The sequence below is a fragment of the Modestobacter lacusdianchii genome (assembly GCF_054177765.1).
Genome location: NZ_JBJJTJ010000008.1, coordinates 148,233 through 166,972, shown reverse-complemented (window position 1 = coordinate 166,972; position 18,740 = coordinate 148,233). Strand labels below are relative to the sequence as shown.

Below are 18,740 nucleotides of genomic sequence, written 5' to 3'. Positions count from 1 at the left end.
GGAGGCGTGCTCGACAGCGACTTCGGCCCCGACCCCATGGCCCTGCTCAGCCGGGAGGTGCTGCGCGAGCGGGCCGCCGCCCTCATCGCCGAGGCGTGTGCCTGGGCGGTGGGGCTCTCCGACCACCCGCACCACACCCGCCTCCGCGGCCGGGTGGTGGCCACCGGGCTGACCATCGGCGCCCGGGCGGCGACCGGGCAGCCGCTCAGCGGCGAGGAGGACGGCCGGCTCGAGCTCGGGGACGCCCGCCCGGGCAGCTTCCAGGACGCGCTCAACGCGGTGACCGCCGAGGGCACCCTCTACGCCGAGCGGTTCGACCGGGAGGTGATCGACCCCTTCGTCCGGGACACCTGCGTGCGCGCCGCCGAACGCACCCGGGACACCCGGCCACGCGAGTGGGCCGAGCTGCTCGACGAGCTGGGGGAGGACGGCGCCGACCTGGTCGAGGTGGTGCGCGTGGGGGAGTGGGAGGCACCGCTCCGGATCGACGCCGAGCACCTGGTCCTGGCCGCGCTGGGCAGCGCCCCGCTGGTCGAGGTGGAGGCCGAGGGGCTGCCGCTGTCGCTGGTCCGGGCCGCCGAGGCGGTGACCCGGGCGGCCGCGCCGCCCGCCGTCCCGGAGGCCGGGCCGGGCGTCGACGAGCTGGCCGGGGCGCTGTTCCTCGCCGAGGCCGCGATCGGGGCCGCCGGCCTGCCACGCCCGGTGCCGGTGGCCGCGGCCGACCGGCTGCTGGACGTGCTGCTGGCCGAGGGGCTGCTGCCCGAGGAGGTGCCCGCACTGCTGCCGCACCTGCCCGTCGAGCCGGGCACCGCCGCCGAGGTGCGGGCCACGATCGCCGCCCTGGGCCTGTGACTCAGCGGCCGGGCAGCCGGACGACGTCGGCGTCCACCCCGTGCTCGTGCAGCCGCTCCGGCGCCGGGCTGTCGTAGACCACCAGCAGCCGCGGGCCGTCCGGGTCGTCGTCCAGCAGGCCGATGCCCTCCGCGTGGTCGGTGCCCGGACCGAACGGCAGGTCGACCTCGCGGGTCAGCTGCTCACCGCGCACCACCTGCGGGGTGTCCGCGGTCAGCGCGCCGTGCCAGCGGAACACGTGCACCGGGCCGTCGAGGTCCATCGTGGGGCCGGCCAGCACCAGCAGGTCGGAGCCGTGCGGGCACAGGTCGCGGACGCCGAGCCCGGCCAGGTCGAGCACGTGCTTGCGGTACGGCCGGCCGTCGTCGAACGTGCCGAGCACCAGCCGGCCCGGGTCGCCGGGGTCGACGGCGGGCCGCAGCTCCAGCACGACCGCCCAGCCGCGCAGCACCGGTCCGCGCAGACCGAGGTACACCCGCTCGCCGGCCACCGCGATGCCCTCGACGTCCAGGCCGTTGTCCTTGCCGGGGATCGGCAGGAACGGCGCCAGGTGCTCGTCGTCGGCCAGCAGGTCGCGCAGGTCCGCGCCGTGCGTGCCGAACACCGCAGCGCGCTGCGGCACGCCGGCGACGACCACCTCCCGGACCAGGGTGGGCAGACCGTCGACCTCGGTGACCGGCAGGCGCACCAGCACCTGCCGGTTCACCTGGCCGGTGACCCGGGCCAGCCGGCGCAGCGCCTTCTCGCCCTCGTGCTTGTCCTTGATCCGTCGGCGCCGCAGGCTGTGCGACCCGACCGCCCACAGGAAGTGCCCGGTCCGCGCCAGGCCCTCGATGTCGGCCTCCTCCGCCGCGTCGCCGGGGAGGTCGACCAGCTCGGCCAGCCGGAACGTCGTCTCCTCGCCGTACCGGGTGGGGTGCCGCGGGTCGTCGGCGACCAGCCGCTCGATCGTCGCCGTCTCGTCGCCGGCCACCCACAGCACCGGGCCGTCACTGCGGACGGCGGAGAGGTTGGTGTGCGTCTCCGCCTCGCGGGAGGCCGAGCCGAAGGACAGCCGCACGGTGCGCTCGATGGTCACGCCGTCACCCTGGCACGCCCCGCGGGTCGCCAGTCGCACCGCCGGGCTGGGCCGGGATCCCGGCGGTGCGGGCACCGTCGGTCGCGCACGGACCTGGTCGAGCGCCACAGCCGCAGACCGGTTCGCCGTCCCGCCGCCGGGCATGGAGCTCCCGGACACCGGAGCGGACGAGGGAGAGCAGCGGGATGACGGAGCAGGCAGCGGGCAGCGTGCTGGTGACCGGGGCCGGCGGGGTGATCGGCTCGAGCGCGGCGGCCGAGTACGGGCGCCGTCCCGGCTGGCGGGTGCGGGGGGTCAGCCGCCGGCGTCCGGCGGACCTCGCCGGTGAGCACCTGGCGGTCGACCTGCGCGACGCCGACGCCGCCCGCGACGGGCTGGGGGTCGCCGCGGACACGACGCACCTGGTGTTCGGTGCCTACGCCGAGCGGCCGACCGCGGCCGAGCTGTCGGAGGTCAACGTCGGCATGCTGCGGCACACCCTCGACGGCCTGGCCGCCGCCGGGGCGCCGCTGGAGCACGTGACCCTGTACCAGGGCGGCAAGGCCTACGGCGCGCACATGGGCTTCTTCAACACCCCGGCCAAGGAGAGCGACCCGCGGATCGTCCAGCCGAACTTCTACTACGACCAGGAGGACCTGCTGCGTGAGCTCGCGGCGCAGCGCGGCTTCCGGCTGACCGTGCTGCGGCCGGAGGGGGTGATCGGCTACGCCGTCGGCAACCCGATGAACCTGCTGATGGTCATCGCCGTCTACGCCGCGATCAGCCGTGAGCTGGGCCAGCCGCTGCGCTTCCCGGGCAGCCTGGCCGCCTACGACGCGCTCTACCAGGTCACCGACGCCGAGCTGCTGGCCCGCGCGACGGTGTGGGCCGGCGGTGAGCCGGGGGCCGACGGCGAGGTCTACAACGTGACCAACGGCGACCAGCTGCGCTGGCGGCACCTGTTCCCGGCGTTCGCGCGGGCCTTCGGGATGGAGCCCGCCGAGCCGCAGCCGGTGCCGCTGGCCGAGGCGATGGCCGGTCGGCGCGACGTCTGGGAGCGGCTGGCCGCCCGGCACGACCTGGTGCGCACGCCGTACGAGGACCTGGTCGGCTGGGAGTTCGGCGAGTTCATCTTCACCTCCGGCTTCGACAACGTGAGCTCGACGATCAAGCTGCGCCAGGCCGGCTTCGCCGACTGCCTGGACACCGAGCAGCGCTTCGGCGAGCTGTTCGACCAGCTGGCCGCCCGCAAGGTCATCCCGCCGCTGCGCTGAGATCGGGCTGGTGGCGGTCTCCGCAGGCGGGAGGCAGCCACCAGCCCGACCTCGGCGAGCGAACGAGCCGTACCGTCGCGGCGTGGCTGACGACGACCTCACCCAGTTCACCCCCGCCGGCGCCGAGCGGCTGCGGGCCGCCGCTGCCGAGCTCGCCGCGGCGGTGACCGCGCACGCCGAGGCGGTCGCGTCGGTGACCGGCGAGGCCGGGATGCCCGAGGTGTTCGCCGCCAGCGACCGGTTGCTGCCGGCGGTGCTCGCCTACGCCGACGCGCAGTTCGACCTCACCGGCAACGACTTCCCCTTCGGCGTGCTGCACAGCTACGCCGAGGACGACGAGACCGACGACGAGCCGCAGACCGAGGACGACGGGGCGCCGGTGTCCGGGACGACCGACGTCTCGGTGCTGCAGCGGCACGACCTGCGGGTCACCGACGAGGCCGCGGTGCTCGCCGCCGGGCGGCGCGCCTACCTGCGCTCGTGGCCGGACGACGACGCGGACGCCGCGGCAGCGGACGTGACGCACCTGGGCCGGGCGCTCTACCAGCTGGCCCACGCCGACGGCTGGGACGCCGTGGGCGAGGCCCCCGGGCTGCGATCGACGGGCCGTTCGGTGCTGGTCATCGGTCGGGAGCTCGCCCCCGGCGCCGATCCTGACGACGACACCGCGGACCAGGGCGAGCTGCTGTACTCCCAGCAGGACGTGTTCCCCGGCTGACCTGCGCGGGGTAGGGGCGCGGCATGCCTGACTACGACGTGAACGAGGCCGGGGTCGCCCACGCCCGGCGGCTGATCGACGCCGGGGAGTACGACGACCGGACCGAGTGGTCCGACGCCGCGCCGTCCACCGACGAAGAGAACGAGGAGCGGGACGACGAGGGCCAGGAGGGCTACGGCGAGTGGCACCTGGCCGTCGACCCGGACAAGGGCGAGGGCACCAAGGGCCGCTACCGGTTCCCCTACGGCGACTTCTCGAAGGTCAACCGGGCGGCGCTGATCCACGCCAAGCAGCGGGCCGCCCAGAACGACCACCCGGAGATCGAGCAGGCTGCCGACGAGCTGCTGCAGCGGCTGGACGCCAAGCGGAGCTGAGGTCAGCTGGGCAGCATGCTCCCGGTCTCCAGGTAGCGGGTGTGCCAGCTGAGCGCCTCGGTGAGCAGGTGCGGGGTGTGCCGGCCGTGGCCGTCGCGCTCGGCCCGCTCGTAGTAGTCGGTCAGCAGCGGCCGGTAGGCCGGGTCGGCGCACTCCTCGATCACCAGCCGGGCGCGCTTGCGGGGCGGCAGGCCGCGCAGGTCGGCCAGCCCGTGCTCGGTCACGATGACCGACACGTCGTGCTCGGTGTGGTCGACGTGGGACACCATCGGCACGATCGCCGAGATCGCCCCGCCCTTGGCCGTCGACGGGGTGAGGAAGAAGGAGACGTAGGCGTTGCGGGCGAAGTCGCCCGAGCCGCCGATCCCGTTCTGGATGCGGCTGCCCATCAGGTGGGTGGAGTTGACGTTGCCGTACAGGTCGGCCTCGATCATCCCGTTCATCGCCAGCACGCCCAGCCGCCGCACGATCTCGGGGTGGTTGCTGATCTCCTGGGGCCGCAGCAGGATCCGGTCGCGGAACTCCTCGATCTGCGACTCGAACTCGGCGATCGCCCCGGGGCTCAGCGAGAAGGCGGTGGCCGAGGCGGAGACCAGCGTGCCCGAGCGCAGCAGGTCGAGCATGCCGTCCTGCACCACCTCGGTGTAGGCGGTCAGCTGCTCGAACCGTGAGTCCTGCAGCCCGGAGAGCACCGCGTTGGCCACGTTGCCGACGCCGGACTGCAGCGGCAGCAGCTCGGCCGGCAGCCGGCCGCAGGCGACCTGGTGCTCCAGGTACTCGATCAGGTGCCCGGCGATGGACCGGGCGACCTCGTCGGGCTCGCTGAACGGGGTGTTCCGGTCCGGGGCGTGGGTCTCGACGACGGCGACGACCTTCTCCGGGTCGACCCGCAGGTGCGGTACCCCGATCCGGTCGTGCGGGCGGGTGAGCTGCACCGGCCGGCGGTTCGGCGGCAGCGCCGTCCCGTAGTAGACGTCGTGCATGCCGTCCAGCCCGGCCGGCTGCCAGCTGTTGACCTCGAGCACCACCCGGTCGGCGAGGTCCAGCCAGGTCTTGTTGTTCCCGATCGAGGACGACGGGATCAGCTGCCCGTCCTCGGTGATCCCGCTGACCTCGACCACGGCGACGTCCAGCGGGCCGAGGAACCCCTCCCACGCCAGCTGGGCGACGTGGGACAGGTGGACGTCGACGTAGTCGATCTGCCCGGCGTTGATCGCCTGCCGGGCGACCGGGTCGGACTGGTAGGGCAGCCGCAGCCCGATGCCGTCGGCGGCGGCGAGCGCGCCGTCCAGTTCCGGGGCGGTGGAGGCCCCGGTCCACAGGTCGATCCGGAACGGGTGCCCGTCCGCGTGCGCGGCGGTGATCCGCTCGGCGAGCAGCTGCGGCACGGCCTTGGGGTGCCCCGCGCCGGTGAACCCGCTCATCCCGACCGTGTCGCCGGGCCGGATGACAGCGGCGGCCGCCTCGGCCGGCACGACCTTGGCGGCCAGGCTCGCGTTGCGGATCCGACCCGTCACCGGTGACCTCCTCCGTGGCGCACCGGCCTGCTGCCCCGCGCCTGCCCGCCGGTCACGCTACGGCGACCTGTGGGCCCCTGCCGGACCGGCCCGGGTGGGCCGGCCCGGCAGGGGCGGGCATCAGACGGTGCGGGGCTGGTCGCTGCGGGCGCCCAGCTCGCCGACCGGCCCGCTGACCTTGCGCGAGCCCTTGACCGTGGCGAACGACGTCTCGTAGCCGACCGTCGCCTGCGGGTCCAGCCGGGGGTCGACGGCCAGCCCCTTGTCGCCGTTGCTGCGGATGAACCAGAAGTCCGCCTGCACCCGCTCCGGCGTCACGTCCAGGACGACGAAGCCGTGGCCGATGCCCTCCAGGTAGCGCACCCAGGGGTTGGCGGCCTGGAAGGCGGCGGTGGTCGCGGTGGCCGCGGCGGCCGAGCCGACGGCCTCCTTGAACCCGTTGCTGGTCACCGACGGGCAGACGAACTCCACGCCGACCGAGTTGCCGTCGGCGGGGTAGGTGGCGAAGTCGGTGGGCAGGTCGTTGGCCCACGAGGAGTGGATGTCGCCGGTGAGCACCACCGGGTCGGTGCGCCGCGAGGCGGCCATCGCCTGCAGCACGGTGCGCTGGTCGGCCTGGTAGCCGTCCCACTGGTCGGTGTTGAACACCGAGCCGGGCACGGTGCCCGGCCGCGGGACGGAGAAGACCCGGGCGAACACCGTCTGGTTGCCGACCAGGTGCCAGTCGGTCACGCCGGAGCTGATGCCCTTCGTCAGCCAGTCCAGCTGCGGCGGCTCGGGCAGGTGCCGCCGCGGGTCGGCCAGCGCCGGGTTGACCTGGCCGCCCACGGTGCCGGGCACCTGCTGGCTGCGGTTCTGCCGGGTGTCGATCACCGACAGCTCGGCCAGGTCGCCGAAGCCGAACCGGCGGAAGAACTGCCGGCCCTTGCTCGGGTGCGGCTGCCACATCGCGGGCTCGCGGATCGGCATCCACTCCAGGTAGGCCTGGAACGCCTTGGCCCGGCGGAACAGGAAGTCCCCCTCGGGCCGCACGCCGTCCGGCTTGCCCGGCTCGGTGTAGGGGGTGTCCGGGTCGTCGTCCCGCTCGTGGTTCTCCGCGCCGGTGTCGTAGGCGTCGTTGGTGATCTCGTGGTCGTCGAAGATGACGATCCACGGGTGCTGCTGGTGCGCCCGCTGCAGGTCCGGGTCGGTCTTGTAGAGCGCGTGCCGGATCCGGTAGTCCTCCAGCGACACCATCTCGACGGCCGGCTCGTGGTCGCGGATGCCGATCAGCGCGTTCGGCCCGTACCGGTCGCCGGAGCCGGCGACGGCGGCCACCCGCGGGGAGTTGCCGTACTCGTAGAGGTAGTCGCCCAGGTGCAGCACGAAGTCCAGGTCGTCGCGGGCGGCGATGCCGCGGTAGGCGGTGAAGTACCCGCCGGTCCAGTTGCTGCAGGACACGAACGCCATCCGCAGCGCGTGGGTCTGCCCGGGCTCGTCCGGCGCGGTCTGGGTGCGGCCGACCGGCGAGGTCTGCCCGGCGCACGTGAAGCGGTAGAAGTAGCGCGTGTAGGGGGTCAGCCGGTTCACCACGACCTTGACGGTGTGGTCGCGGCTGACGTCGGCGACGACGGTGCCGCTGCGCACGATGCGGGTGAACGCCTCGTCGGCGGCGACCTCCCAGCGCACCGGCACGGCCGGCCCGCGGCGGCTGCCGGGCAGGGACTCCGGGGTGGGCGTCACCCGCGTCCAGAGCAGCAGCTCGGTGGCCGTGGGGTCGCCGCTGGCGACGCCGAAGCCGAAGACGCCGGAGCGGGCGGTCTCGGCGACGGTGGCGCGGGCGGCCTCGGCGGTGAGCCCGCCGAAGGTCAGGGCGGCGGCCGTGACGGCCCCGCCCTTCAGCACGGTGCGGCGGGACAGGGGTGCATCAAGCGGCATGGGGGCACTGTGGTTGCGCTGAGCGACGAGTGGACGGTGCGCACGTGAACGGCCGGCGTCCCACGCTCGGCCGTTTGCCTCGCCGGCTCCCTCGCGGCACCGATGTCGTTTCCGCCCTCCCGGTGGCGGGCAGGTGCAGGGGGCAGGCGAGCCGTGCCGGACCGCCCGAGCGCCCACTGTCGACCACGACCGTCGAGCGCCGCCGTCCGGCACCGACCCGCGACACGGACGACGACGGGAGACCCCATGGCCATCGCCACCATCAACCCCACCACCGGGGAGACGCTGAAGACCTACGACCCGCTCTCCGACGAGGCGCTGGAGGAGAAGATCAGCCGGGCGGCCACCGCCTACCGCAGCTACCGGCTCACCTCGGTCGAGGACCGGGTGCGCTGGCTGCGCGCGGCGGCCGACGTGCTGGACGCCGACACCGACGGCGTCGCCGAGCTGATGACCACCGAGATGGGCAAGACGCTGTCCTCGGCGAAGGCCGAGGTGGGCAAGTGCGCGAAGGCGCTGCGGTACTACGCCGAGCACGGGCCGGCGATGCTCGAGCCGCAGCAGCTCGACTCGGACGCCGTCGGTGCCCGGCAGGCGTACGTGACGTACCAGCCCCTCGGCGTGGTGCTGGCGGTCATGCCGTGGAACTTCCCGCTCTGGCAGGCGATGCGCTTCGCCGCCCCCGCGCTGATGGCCGGCAACGTCGGCCTGCTCAAGCACGCCAGCAACGTCCCGCAGACCGCGCTGTACATGGAGGAGCTCTTCCGCAAGGCCGGCTTCCCCGACGACGTCTTCCAGACCCTGCTGATCGGGTCCGGGACGATCGAGCGGGTCATCCGCGACGACCGGGTGGTCGCCGCCACGCTCACCGGCAGTGCCCCGGCCGGCCAGTCGGTCGCCTCGATCGCCGGGGACGCGCTGAAGCCCACCGTGCTCGAGCTCGGTGGCTCGGACCCCTTCATCGTGATGCCCTCGGCCGACCTGGAGGCCGCGGCCGGGGTCGCGGTCACCTCCCGCAACCAGAACAACGGGCAGAGCTGCATCTCGGCCAAGCGGTTCTTCGTGCACCGGGACGTCGCCGAGGAGTTCACCCGGGTCTTCGCCGAGAAGATCGCCGCGCTCACCGTCGGCGACCCGATGGACCCCGACACCGAGGTCGGTCCGCTGGCGATGGAGTCGGGCCTGCAGGACGTGCACGACTACGTCGAGGACGCCCGCGCCAAGGGCGCCACCGTCGTGGTCGGCGGGCAGCGGGTCGACCGGCCGGGCTGGTTCTACGAGCCGACCCTGCTCACCGGGATCACCCCGGAGATGAAGCTCTACGCCGAGGAGGTCTTCGGGCCGGTCGCGGCGCTGTGGACCGTCGACTCCCTGGACGAGGCGATCGAGATCGCCAACAGCCACCCCTACGGCCTGGGCTCCAACCTGTGGAGCGAGGACGAGGGGGAGCGGGCGCAGTTCGTCCGGGACATCGAGTCGGGGATGGCCTTCGTCAACGGCATGACCACCAGCTACCCGCAACTGCCCTTCGGCGGGGTGAAGCAGAGCGGCTACGGCCGGGAGCTCACCGAGCTGGGCATGCGTGAGTTCATGAACGCCAAGACCGTCTGGGTCGGCGCGCCCAGCAGCGAGCAGCGCGCCGGGGACTCGGCGGGCTCGGCCAACGAGTGACCACCGGAGGGGCCAAAGTCGCGACTTCGGCCCCTCCGGTCGGCCCCTGCCGGTCAGCCGTGCCGCGGGGCCGGGCCGACGCCGGCGACCGCGGTCCGGAGGCACTCGGGCAGGTCGGCGGCCGTGCCCGCCACCCCGGGCCCGCCCGCGCTGACCCAGGTGACCAGGCCGGCGGTGCGCTCGGGGGTCTGCACCTCCGACACCCACACCGCGGGGCCCGGCCGTCCGGTGCCGGGGGAGCGGTGGGACAGCCCGGCCAGGGCCGCCCGGTCGCAGCGCCCCAGGCAGTCCGCGGTCACCAGCACCGCGCCGGTGGTGTGCCGCACGGCCTCGGCGACCCGGTCGACGCCGTCGACGGTGCCGGCCAGCCGGCGCAGCGCCGCGCAGCGGTGCCCCACGCACAGCACGGCCAGCGGCCCGCCGGCGTCCCCGCCCGGCACCGGCCGCCGGCTCACGGCAGCAGGCCCCGCTCGGCGGCCTTGCGCAGCCGCTGCGGCACCAGCCGGACGACGCCGTCCACCGTCACCGGCACCAGCGGCACCGGGGTCGCCTTCCACTGCGACCGGCGGGAGCGGGTGTTGGACCGGGACGTCTTGCGCTTCGGGACGGCCATCGGTCAGCCCCGCTTCCGGGCGCCGTAACGCTGGTTGAACCGCTCGACCCGGCCGGCGGTGTCCAGCACCCGCTGGTTGCCGGTCCAGAACGGGTGCGAGGCGGCGCTGATCTCCACGTTGACCACCGGCAGCGTCTCGCCGTCCAGCTCGATGGTCTGGTCGGTGCGCACGGTGGAGCGGGTGCGGTAGGTCGCGCCGCTGGCGGTGTCGCGGAACACCACGGTGCGGTACTCGGGGTGGATGCCGGCTCTCATCGGGAACGGTCCTCTCGGTCGGTGGTGCTGGTGTGCAGGTCTGCCTCGTCCGCGGGGCCGGCGGCCTCGCAGGGGTCCTCGTGCCACTGGCCGAACGGGTCGGGCAGCGTGCGCCAGACGTCCTCGCCGGCGGCCAGCTCGGCGTCGGTGAGCAGTGCGGCGGTCAGCGCGCCGGTGATCAGCTCGGCCGACTGCCGGTGGGTGAGCACGACCAGTTCGACGTCCCCGTCGCCGTACACCGGGTCCCAGCGCAGCGCGGCCGCGGCCGACCGTTCCGGGTCGACCTGGCTCCACAGCTCCGCGTCGTCGCCCAGCGTGGCCAGCCACGGGCCGGCGTCGCCGATCCGCAGACCACCGCCGGCCGACTCCAGCCAGATGGCCCGGTCGGGCTGGCTGGCCAGCCAGAGGCGGCCGCGGCTGCAGACCACGCCGCTCATCAGCACGTCGATCGCGTCGTGCAGCCGCTCGGGGGAGAAGGGGCGGGTGGCGGAGAAGTGCACCAGCTGCACGTCGGCGACCGCGTCCAGCGGCGGCTGGCCGGCGAGCAGGGCGTCGTGCGGGGTGGGCATCCGACCCCGCTTGGCGGTCGACGGGAGCGCGGCCAGCAGCTGATCGGGGTGGGTGCGGCCCAGCTGGGCCCGCGGCGCGCCGGGCACCAGCCGGTCGAGCACCGCGGTGAGCCGGACCGCGGTCCAGCCGTCGTCGGGTTCGCCGGCGAGCAGCACCGCGTCGGCGGCGGTCAGCTGACCGACGGCGACCTGGGCCAGCGTCCGGTCGTCGTCCACCGTCGCCGCGAGCCCGTGGTCGGCCATGGTCTCGTCACCGGTGGCGGCGTCGAACCAGCGGCCGGCGTCGACGGCGACCAGCACCCCGGTCACCTCCACCCAGTCGCCGGCGGTCTCCTGGTCGTCCTCGTCGGCGTCCTCGTCCAGGACGACCTCCTCGAACGCCCAGCACAGGTGCTCGGGCTCCAGCGCGGGGTCCAGCTGCAGCACGATCCGGGCCACGTCGTCCCGGCGGGCCAGGGTGCGCAGCAGCGGCAGCAGGTCGAGCCGGAGCGTGCAGGACAGGCAGCCGTGGGCCAGCTCGATCGCGGCGGTCGACTCGACGACCCCGTCGCCGCGCCGCTCCCGGGCGGTGCGGACGACGACGCCCTGACCGAGGCCACGGACGTCGTGGTGCACCACGACGGTGCCGGCCCGGTCGAGCAGGGGGGTGGCGGCCTGCGCGGTCAGGCCCCGGTCCAGGCCGCTGACGAGCACCAGGGGGGTGCGGCGGGAGTTCATGACCCCACCCTAGCTGCACACGAGAATCATGTTCATCTAGTGTCTGTGCTGCTCCCGCCCACCGACTCCTGGAGGCGCACCACGATGGCCACCTACTGCGAGGTGACCGGACGCAAGCCGACCTTCGGCAAGTCCGTCAGCCACTCGCACCGCCGCACCAACCGCCGCTTCGACCCGAACCTGCAGTCCAAGCGCTACTTCCTGCCCAGCGAGAACCGGTACGTCCGGCTGACCGTCTCGACCAAGGGGATCAAGACCATCGACGTCCAGGGCATCGAGGCCGTCGTCGCGCGCATCCGGGCCACCGACCCCGACGCGCGCCGACGGCTGGGTGCCGGGCGGGGCAACGGCTGATGGCCAAGGGCAACGACGTCCGGCCGATCATCAAGCTCAAGTCGACCGCCGGGACGGGCTACACGTACGTCACCCGCAAGAACCGCCGCAACGACCCCGACCGGCTCGTGCTGAGGAAGTACGACCCGAAGGTGCGCAAGCACGTCGACTTCCGCGAGGAGCGCTGACATGGCCAAGACCTCCAAGATCATGAAGGACCGGCAGCGGCGCGAGGTCGTCGCCCGGTACGCCGAGCGCCGCGCGGCGCTCAAGGAGCAGGCGCGCACCGCCGCCACGCCGGAGGACCGCGCCGCCGCGCAGAGCGCGCTGCAGCGCCTGCCGCGCGACTCCAGCCCCACCCGGCTGCGCAACCGGGACGTCGAGGACGGCCGGCCGCGCGGGCACCTGCGCAAGTTCGGCATCTCCCGCGTCCGGTTCCGGCAGATGGCGCACAACGGCGAGCTGCCCGGCATCACGAAGAGCTCCTGGTGAGCCCGGCGCCGCGCCCGCCGCGCCCCCGGAAGAAGCGCCGGCTGGACGGCCCGGTCGACTGGAAGGACGTGCAGCAGCTGCGCACCTTCATCTCCGACCGGGGCAAGATCCGCGCCCGCCGGGTCACCGGGCTGACCCCCAAGCAGCACCGGCAGGTGGCCCGGGCGATCAAGAACGCCCGCGAGATGGCCCTGCTCCCGTACCCGTCGAAGGGCCGCTGAGCACCCCGCGCACCGCGCTGCCGCCCCGAGCCCGTCCCCGGCGCGAGCTCCCGCCGGGCACGGACCTGCGCCCGCTGCTCATCCCGACCCCTGATCGAGGAGACCCCATGTCCGACTGCTGCTCGCCGCGTGGCTGCAACGCCCCGGCCACCGCCACCGGCCAGCCCGTCGTGCTGCCCGTCGGCGTGCCCGACCGGCGCAACCGCGCGGAGCGTCGCCGGGACGCCCGGCAGTCCAAGCGCTGACCGCCGCCCGCGCCACCGACCCACCTCCACCGCACCGACCCCTGAGAGAAGGCACCACCATGTCCTCGTCCCGGTCCCGCCCACTGGCCGCGCTCGCCGCCGGTGCGCTGGCGCTCACGCTGCCCGCCTGCGGGCTCTCCGACGGCAGCGACGACGCCGCGTCGGCGGGGGAGCAGGTGCTCCGGGTCGCGCTGGCCGACCCGGAGGCGTCGCTGTCGGTGCAGGACTACACGACCTCGTCCTTCACCGTGCTCGACCAGGTCTTCGAGCCGCTGGTCCGGTACTCCGCCGACGGGACGTTCGCCCCGGCGCTGGCCGAGTCCTACGAGATCAGCGACGACGGCCTGACCATGACCTTCCGGCTGCGACCGGGCGTCACCTTCACCGACGGGACGCCGTTCGACGCCGAGACCGCCCGCACCGACCTGCTGCGCTGGGTCGAGGACCCGGACAACAGCTTCCTGGGCCTGACCGGGGTGACCGAGTCGATCGAGGCGACCGACGAGGCGACGATCACCTGGCGGCTCAGCCAGCCCTACTACTCCGCGCTCAACGAGCTGGCGCTCACCCGCCCGGTGCGGTTCACCAGCCCGGCGGCCGCGGGCGAGCCGGTGGGCACCGGCCCGTACCGGGTCGAGTCGCTGGACGAGCAGCAGGTCGTGCTCGTGCGCAACGACGACTGGTGGGGCGGCACCCCCACGCTGGACCGGGTCGAGTTCGCCGTCATCCCGGACGCCGCAGCCCGGGTGGCCGCGCTGCAGGCCGGCGAGGTCGACGTGATCGGCGGGGAGTACACCGCCCCGCTCGCGCTGGAGGAGGCCGCGGCGCTGGAGTCGGCCGACGGGGTGGAGGTGCTCACCACCGAGTCCACCACCAACCTGCTGCTCACCGTCAACGCCGACACCGGCAACCCGGCACTCGCCGACCCGGCGGTGCGGCGGGCGATGGACCTGGCGGTGGACCGCCCGGGCATCGCCGAGGGCCTGTTCGAGGGCCGCGCCACCGCCGCGACCACGGTCTTCCCGGCCAACGTGCCCTACGGCCCGGACCCGGAGCCGGCCACCGCCGCCGACCCGGCCGCCGCCGAGGAGCTGCTGGAGCAGGCCGGCTGGACCGGGGCCGGGGTGCGCAGCAAGGACGGCGTCCCCCTGCAGCTGGACCTGGTGCTCGACCCCGGGCTGCTGCCGCAGGCCACCTCGCTGAGCCAGGCCGTCGCCGACCAGCTGGGCGAGGTGGGCATCGGGGTGACCATCACCCCGCTGGACAGCACCGCCTACGGCACCACCGTCTCCGCGCGGGACTTCGACCTGCGCTTCTACTCCACCTACGGCGCGCCCTACGACCCCTACAGCACGCTGACGGCCAACTTCCGGAGCGTGCAGGAGGGGCACCTGTTCGCCTCGCCCGAGCTGGACGAGCAGATCCCGGTGGCGCTGGCCGCGCCGGACGAGGAGAGCCGCCAGGCGGGCTTCGAGGCGATCTGGGCGACGCTGGAGGAGCAGACCGCGGCGGTGCCGCTGGTGCAGCTGCCCCGCCAGTGGGCGGTCCGCGACACCGTCGAGGGGTTCGAGCTCGGCGCGACCGAGTACGACCTGCCGCTGAGCAACGTCACCGTCACCGGCTGACCGGTGGGCAGCTCCTGGGTCGCGGCGGCCGGCCGGCTGGCCGGCCGCCGCGCCGGGGAGGGCGCCGCGGTGCTCCTGGCGGTGTCCCTGCTGACCTTCGGGCTGCTGTCGGTGGCCGCCGGGGACGCCGCCACCGCCATCGTCTTCGCCCGCGACGGCGTGGTCACCGCCGAGGCGGTCGCCCGGGTGCGGGCCGAGCTCGGCCTGGACCAGCCGGCGCCGCTGCGGTACCTGCACGGGCTCGGCGGGCTCTTCTCCGGTGAGCTCGGTGCCTCGGCGCGCACCGGCCAGGACGTCGCCGGCGAGGTGGGCGCCCGGCTCGGCCCGACGGTCACCCTCGCCACGGCGGGCGCGGTCGTGGCCGTGGTGCTCGGGCTCGGCGCCGGCGCCGCGGCCGCGCTGACCCGGCGCCGGGTGGTCCGGCTGCCGATCCGGCTCGGCTCGCTCGCCCTGCTGTCGGTGCCGGCCTTCGCCCTCGCCCAGCTCGGCGTGCTGCTGTTCGCCCTGCAGTGGCGCCTGCTGCCCACCCAGGGCATCGCCGGCTGGCCCTCGCTCGTGCTGCCGGCCGCGGTGATCGGCCTGCCGCTGGCCGCGGTGCTCGCCCAGGTGACCGAGGCGCGGTTGCGCAGCACGCTGCGCGAGCCCTTCGCCACCACCGCCCGGGCGCGCGGGCTGTCCCCGGCCCGGGTGCTGCTGGCCACCGCGCTGCCGAACGCGGCCGCGCCGCTGCTGGTCGTGATCGGCGACGTGGTGGGCACCGCGCTGGCCGCCACCCTGGTCGCCGAGACCGCGTTCGGCTGGCCGGGGCTGGGTGACTACCTGGTGCGGGCGCTGCAGTTCCGCGACTGGTACCCGATCCAGGCGGCGGTGCTGGTGATCGCGGTCGGTGCGGTCTCCGCCCGCGGCCTGGCCGGGTCGCTTGCCGCGCTGGTCGACGCCCGGGCCGGGGTGCGCACGTGAGCGGTGCGCACCGGGGCACGGTGGATGTGGGCACGGGGCAGCTGAGCGCAGCGCACCTGAGCACAGCGGCCCGCGTCGCCCTCGGCCTGCTCGGGTTGCTGGTGCTCGCCGTGCTAGTCGGGCCGCTGCTGAGTCCGTGGTCGCCGACCGCCACCGACCTCACCGCCGTCCGGGCCGGCCCGTCGGCCGCGCACTGGCTGGGCACCGACCACCTGGGCCGTGACGAGCTGACCCGGCTGCTCGTCGCCGGCCGCACCTCGCTGGGCATCGTGGCTCTGTCGGTGGCGATCGCTCTGCCGCTCGGCCTGGGGCTGGGGCTGCTCGCGGGGTGGCGGGGCGGCTGGGTGGACTCGGTGGTGCTGCGGGCCACCGACGTCGTCGTCGCCGTGCCGGCGCTGCTGGTCGGGGTGGTGCTCGCCGGCGTGCTCGGCGGCGGGGCCGCGGGGCTGGTGCTCGCGCTGGCCGCCGGCGGCTGGGCCTCCTACGCCCGGCTGGTGCGGATGGAGGTGCTGCTGCGCCGTCGCGGCCCCGTCGTCCAGGCGCTGACCCTGCTCGGTGCCCGGCCCGGCCGGGTGCTGGGCCGGCACCTGCTGCCGGCGGTCGCCGGGCCGGTGCTGGTGCTGGCCGGCACGGACGTCGCGGGCCTGGTGCTGGCGGTCTCCACGCTGAGCTTCCTCGGGCTGGGCGTGCGCCCGCCGACCCCGGAGTGGGGGTCGATGATCGTCGAGGCCCGGCCGTACCTGGCCACCGACCCGCGGCTGTTCCTGCTGCCGATGCTGGTGCTCGCCGCGCTGGTGCTGCTCGTGCTCGTGCTGGCCCGGCACGCGCAGGCCTGGACCACCCACGGCCGGCCGGCCGCGCGCGCACCCGGGCACCGTGCCCGCCCCGGCCCCGCCGGGCGTGCCTCCGACACGCTGCTGTCGGTGCGCGGGCTGACCGTGGAGCTGGCCGGGCCGGACGGTCGGCGCCGGGTGGTCGACGGCGTGCACCTCGACGTCGGCCAGGGTGAGGTGGCGGCGCTGGTCGGCGCCAGCGGGTCGGGCAAGTCGCTGACCGCGGCGGCGCTGCTCGGCCTGCTGCCGGAGGCGGCGGGCGCGGTCGCCGGTGGCTCGGTGCGGCTGGCCGGGCAGGAGCTGGTCGGGGCCGGTGAGCGCGACCTGCGCCGGGTGCGCGGCGCGCGGGTGGCGCTGGTGCCCCAGGACGTCGGCACCGCGCTGGACCCGCTGCGCCGGATCGGGCCACAGGTGGCCGAGGCCGCCCGGCTGCACCGCGGGCTCGACCGTCGGGCGGCCCCCGCGGTGGCCCGGGAGCTGCTCGTCTGGGCCGGCCTGCCCGACGTCGATCGGGTGCTGCGGGCCCGGCCGGCCGAGCTGTCCGGCGGGATGCGCCAGCGGGTGCTGGTCGCCGCCGCGCTCGCCGGCGGGCCGGAGCTGCTCGTCGCCGACGAACCGACCAGCGCGCTGGACGCCACCACCGCCGGTCAGGTGCTGGCGCTGCTGGCCCGGGCCCGGGACGAGCGCGGCACCGCCGTGCTGCTGATCAGCCACGACCTCGGCCTGGTCGCCGCGCACGCCGACACGGTCACCGTGCTGGACGCCGGGCAGGTGGTGGAGGCCGGGCCGGTGGCCCGGGTGCTCGACACCCCCGCGCACCCGGTCACCCGGGCGTTGCGCGACGCCGCCGCCCCGGCGGCTGCCGCTGCCCCTGCTGCCGTGGGTGCCCCGTTGCTCCGCGCCCGGGACGTCGGCGTGCGCTACCCGGCCGGGCGGTGGGGCCGGTCGGTGGGCCCGCCTGCGCTGGCTGGGGTGTCGTTCACCCTGCCGCGCGGTGGCGGGCTCGGCGTGGTGGGGGAGTCCGGCAGCGGCAAGACCACCCTCGCCCGGGTGCTCACCGGGCTGCAGCAGCCGACCACGGGCACCGTCGAGCTCGCCGGGGCCGCCCCCGTCGCCGGCTCCGGGCACGCCCAGCTCGTCTTCCAGGACCCGGCCACCGCACTCGACCCTCGGCAGTCCGTCGGGTCGGCGCTGCACGAGGCGCTCCTGCTGGCCCGACGGCGCGGCCGCCCGGCGCCCCCCGGTGGGGCACCGGCCCTGCTGTCCCGGGTCGGGCTCGACCCGGAGCTCGCCGGTCGCCGACCCTGGCAGCTCTCCGGTGGCCAGCAGCAGCGGGTGGTCATCGCCCGCGCGCTGGCCGCCGCACCCGACCTGGTGGTGCTGGACGAGCCGGTCAGCTCGCTGGACGCCGTCGTCCGTGCCGGGGTGCTCGAGCTGCTCCGCTCCGTGCGGTCCGAGGGCGTCGCCCTCGTCGTCGTCTCCCACGACCTGGCCGCGGTGGCCGTGCTGACCGACGAGCTGCTGGTGCTGCACCGCGGCGTGGTCGTCGACTCCGGCGGCACGCCCGCCGTCCTCGCCCGGCTGCGCCGGCCCACCACCCCCGACCCTGCGCGCCCCGACCGGGACCGCGCAGCAACCCCATCCGCAGCACCCCCACCCCTGGAGGAGATCCACCCGTGACCGATCAGCTCACCACCACCGACTGGCGCCGGCTGCTGCACGACTGGGACCGCCAGCAGAGCGGCTACCTGCGGCACCGCGAGGAGCGGTTCACCGCCGCCCTCGACGCGCTCGAGGAACTCGTCGGCGACCGGCTCGCCGCCGGCGGCACGGTGCTCGACCTGGCCTGCGGCCCGGGCTCGTTCGGCGCCCGGGTGCTGGAGCGCTTCCCGGCCGCGCACGTGGTCGCCGTCGACATGGACCCCGTGCTGGTCGCCGTGGGAGCGGCCGCGCTGGGCGACGCCGACGGGCGGCTGCAGTGGGTCGACGCCGACCTGCGCGACCCGGCCTGGCCGCAGCGGCTGCCGGTGACCCAGGTTGACGCGGTGGTCAGCTCCACCGCGCTGCACTGGCTCTCGGCCGCCCAGCTGGCGGCGACCTACCGGCGGGTCGCCGCACTGCTGCCGGCCGGGGGCGTGCTGGCCAACGCGGACAACATGGCCCACGACCCGGGCCAGGTGCTGCTGACCCGGCTGTCCGAGGCGGCCGAGCGGCGCCGGGCCGAGCAGGCGTTCGGCGCCGACGGCGTCCCGGACTGGGACGCCTGGTGGGCCGCCGCACTGGCCGCACCCGAGCTGACCGGGGCCGTCGCCGAGCGGGAGCGGCGCAACGCCGCCGAGCGCGGCCCCGACGACCACGCGCCCGGCACCCGGCTGACCGGGCTGCGGATGCACGAGGCCGCGCTGGCCGAGGCCGGCTTCACCGAGGTCGGCACCATCTGGCAGGACCACGACGACCGGGTGCTGCTCGCCGTCCGCTGAGCTGTCGGCGGCGCCCG

General features: G+C 75.3%; 21 protein-coding genes. 14 read left to right on the top strand and 7 right to left on the bottom strand.

The features are described from left to right. Positions 1-6 precede the first annotated feature (6 nt). Positions 7-852 carry a hypothetical protein gene (locus tag ACJTNH_RS08350; RefSeq protein WP_458174516.1) on the top strand — a complete coding sequence of 282 codons (846 nt, stop codon included), beginning with the start codon at positions 7-9 and terminating at the stop codon, positions 850-852. Between the two features lies 1 nt (position 853). Here the strand turns inward: ACJTNH_RS08350 and ACJTNH_RS08345 are convergent, their stop codons facing one another. After that, on the bottom strand, positions 854-1,930 hold the full coding sequence (locus tag ACJTNH_RS08345) for a DUF3616 domain-containing protein (RefSeq protein WP_458174514.1): 1,077 nt from the start codon (positions 1,928-1,930) through the stop codon (positions 854-856). Between the two features lie 185 nt (positions 1,931-2,115). On the opposite strand from ACJTNH_RS08345, the gene ACJTNH_RS08340 reads away from it, so the two are divergent. The 3 genes from ACJTNH_RS08340 to ACJTNH_RS08330 all read left to right on the top strand — a co-directional run bounded on the left by ACJTNH_RS08340 (position 2,116) and on the right by ACJTNH_RS08330 (position 4,275). Then, on the top strand, positions 2,116-3,183 hold the full coding sequence (locus ACJTNH_RS08340; RefSeq protein ID WP_458174512.1) for an SDR family oxidoreductase: 1,068 nt from the start codon (positions 2,116-2,118) through the stop codon (positions 3,181-3,183). A gap of 82 nt (positions 3,184-3,265) precedes the next feature. Next, positions 3,266-3,901 (top strand): hypothetical protein, encoded by a 636-nt coding sequence (locus ACJTNH_RS08335; RefSeq protein WP_458174510.1) that lies wholly within the window; start codon positions 3,266-3,268, stop codon positions 3,899-3,901. Between the two features lie 23 nt (positions 3,902-3,924). Beyond that, a complete protein-coding gene (locus ACJTNH_RS08330; protein ID WP_458174508.1) occupies positions 3,925-4,275 on the top strand; it encodes a hypothetical protein in 351 nt (116 codons plus the stop codon). A 2-nt stretch (positions 4,276-4,277) separates the two neighbouring features. Here ACJTNH_RS08330 and ACJTNH_RS08325 read toward each other — a convergent pair whose 3' ends face one another. Then, a complete protein-coding gene (locus tag ACJTNH_RS08325; RefSeq protein WP_458174506.1) occupies positions 4,278-5,792 on the bottom strand; it encodes an acetyl-CoA hydrolase/transferase family protein in 1,515 nt (504 codons plus the stop codon). A gap of 120 nt (positions 5,793-5,912) precedes the next feature. Continuing rightward, the gene (locus tag ACJTNH_RS08320) at positions 5,913-7,709 is read right to left on the bottom strand and encodes an alkaline phosphatase D family protein (RefSeq protein WP_458174504.1); all 1,797 of its coding nucleotides are present in this window, start codon (positions 7,707-7,709) and stop codon (positions 5,913-5,915) included. Positions 7,710-7,955: 246 nt separating this feature from the next. On the opposite strand from ACJTNH_RS08320, the gene ACJTNH_RS08315 reads away from it, so the two are divergent. Next, the gene (locus ACJTNH_RS08315; protein ID WP_458174502.1) at positions 7,956-9,380 is read left to right on the top strand and encodes an NADP-dependent succinic semialdehyde dehydrogenase; all 1,425 of its coding nucleotides are present in this window, start codon (positions 7,956-7,958) and stop codon (positions 9,378-9,380) included. A 53-nt stretch (positions 9,381-9,433) separates the two neighbouring features. On the opposite strand, the gene ACJTNH_RS08310 is transcribed toward ACJTNH_RS08315, so the two are convergent. The 4 genes from ACJTNH_RS08310 to mrf are packed head-to-tail and all read right to left on the bottom strand — an operon-like array spanning position 9,434 to position 11,534. Beyond that, the gene (locus ACJTNH_RS08310; protein WP_458174500.1) at positions 9,434-9,835 is read right to left on the bottom strand and encodes a hypothetical protein; all 402 of its coding nucleotides are present in this window, start codon (positions 9,833-9,835) and stop codon (positions 9,434-9,436) included. Beyond that, positions 9,832-9,993, bottom strand: coding sequence for a 50S ribosomal protein L32 (gene rpmF, locus ACJTNH_RS08305; protein WP_458174498.1), 162 nt, complete (start codon positions 9,991-9,993; stop codon positions 9,832-9,834). Before rpmF ends, ACJTNH_RS08310 begins: the two co-directional genes overlap by 4 nt. Positions 9,994-9,996: 3 nt before the next feature. After that, positions 9,997-10,248 carry a type B 50S ribosomal protein L31 gene (locus tag ACJTNH_RS08300; protein WP_458174496.1) on the bottom strand — a complete coding sequence of 84 codons (252 nt, stop codon included), beginning with the start codon at positions 10,246-10,248 and terminating at the stop codon, positions 9,997-9,999. Then, the gene (gene mrf / locus ACJTNH_RS08295; RefSeq protein WP_458174494.1) at positions 10,245-11,534 is read right to left on the bottom strand and encodes a ribosome hibernation factor-recruiting GTPase MRF; all 1,290 of its coding nucleotides are present in this window, start codon (positions 11,532-11,534) and stop codon (positions 10,245-10,247) included. Before mrf ends, ACJTNH_RS08300 begins: the two co-directional genes overlap by 4 nt. A 39-nt stretch (positions 11,535-11,573) precedes the next feature. Between mrf and rpmB the strand changes: the two genes are divergently transcribed. The 9 genes from rpmB to ACJTNH_RS08250 all read left to right on the top strand — a co-directional run bounded on the left by rpmB (position 11,574) and on the right by ACJTNH_RS08250 (position 18,723). Next, positions 11,574-11,888, top strand: coding sequence for a 50S ribosomal protein L28 (gene rpmB, locus ACJTNH_RS08290; RefSeq protein WP_458174492.1), 315 nt, complete (start codon positions 11,574-11,576; stop codon positions 11,886-11,888). Then, positions 11,888-12,055, top strand: a complete 168-nt coding sequence (gene rpmG, locus ACJTNH_RS08285; protein ID WP_458174490.1) for a 50S ribosomal protein L33 — start codon at positions 11,888-11,890, stop codon at positions 12,053-12,055. Before rpmB ends, rpmG begins: the two co-directional genes overlap by 1 nt. Position 12,056: 1 nt before the next feature. Next, on the top strand, positions 12,057-12,359 hold the full coding sequence (gene rpsN, locus ACJTNH_RS08280; protein ID WP_458174488.1) for a 30S ribosomal protein S14: 303 nt from the start codon (positions 12,057-12,059) through the stop codon (positions 12,357-12,359). Then, positions 12,356-12,580 carry a 30S ribosomal protein S18 gene (rpsR, locus tag ACJTNH_RS08275; protein ID WP_458174486.1) on the top strand — a complete coding sequence of 75 codons (225 nt, stop codon included), beginning with the start codon at positions 12,356-12,358 and terminating at the stop codon, positions 12,578-12,580. Before rpsN ends, rpsR begins: the two co-directional genes overlap by 4 nt. 107 nt (positions 12,581-12,687) lie before the next feature. Then, entirely contained in the window at positions 12,688-12,825 is a 138-nt protein-coding gene (locus tag ACJTNH_RS08270; RefSeq protein ID WP_458174484.1) for a hypothetical protein, read from the top strand. A 59-nt stretch (positions 12,826-12,884) separates the two neighbouring features. Then, on the top strand, positions 12,885-14,450 hold the full coding sequence (locus ACJTNH_RS08265; protein WP_458174482.1) for an ABC transporter substrate-binding protein: 1,566 nt from the start codon (positions 12,885-12,887) through the stop codon (positions 14,448-14,450). A 3-nt stretch (positions 14,451-14,453) separates the two neighbouring features. Continuing rightward, positions 14,454-15,410: an ABC transporter permease gene (locus ACJTNH_RS08260; protein WP_458174480.1), complete on the top strand. Its 957-nt coding sequence runs from the start codon at positions 14,454-14,456 to the stop codon at positions 15,408-15,410. Beyond that, positions 15,407-17,923, top strand: a complete 2,517-nt coding sequence (locus ACJTNH_RS08255; RefSeq protein WP_458174478.1) for an ATP-binding cassette domain-containing protein — start codon at positions 15,407-15,409, stop codon at positions 17,921-17,923. Before ACJTNH_RS08260 ends, ACJTNH_RS08255 begins: the two co-directional genes overlap by 4 nt. Then, positions 17,920-18,723 carry a class I SAM-dependent methyltransferase gene (locus ACJTNH_RS08250; RefSeq protein ID WP_458174476.1) on the top strand — a complete coding sequence of 268 codons (804 nt, stop codon included), beginning with the start codon at positions 17,920-17,922 and terminating at the stop codon, positions 18,721-18,723. Before ACJTNH_RS08255 ends, ACJTNH_RS08250 begins: the two co-directional genes overlap by 4 nt. Positions 18,724-18,740: the final 17 nt, after the last annotated feature.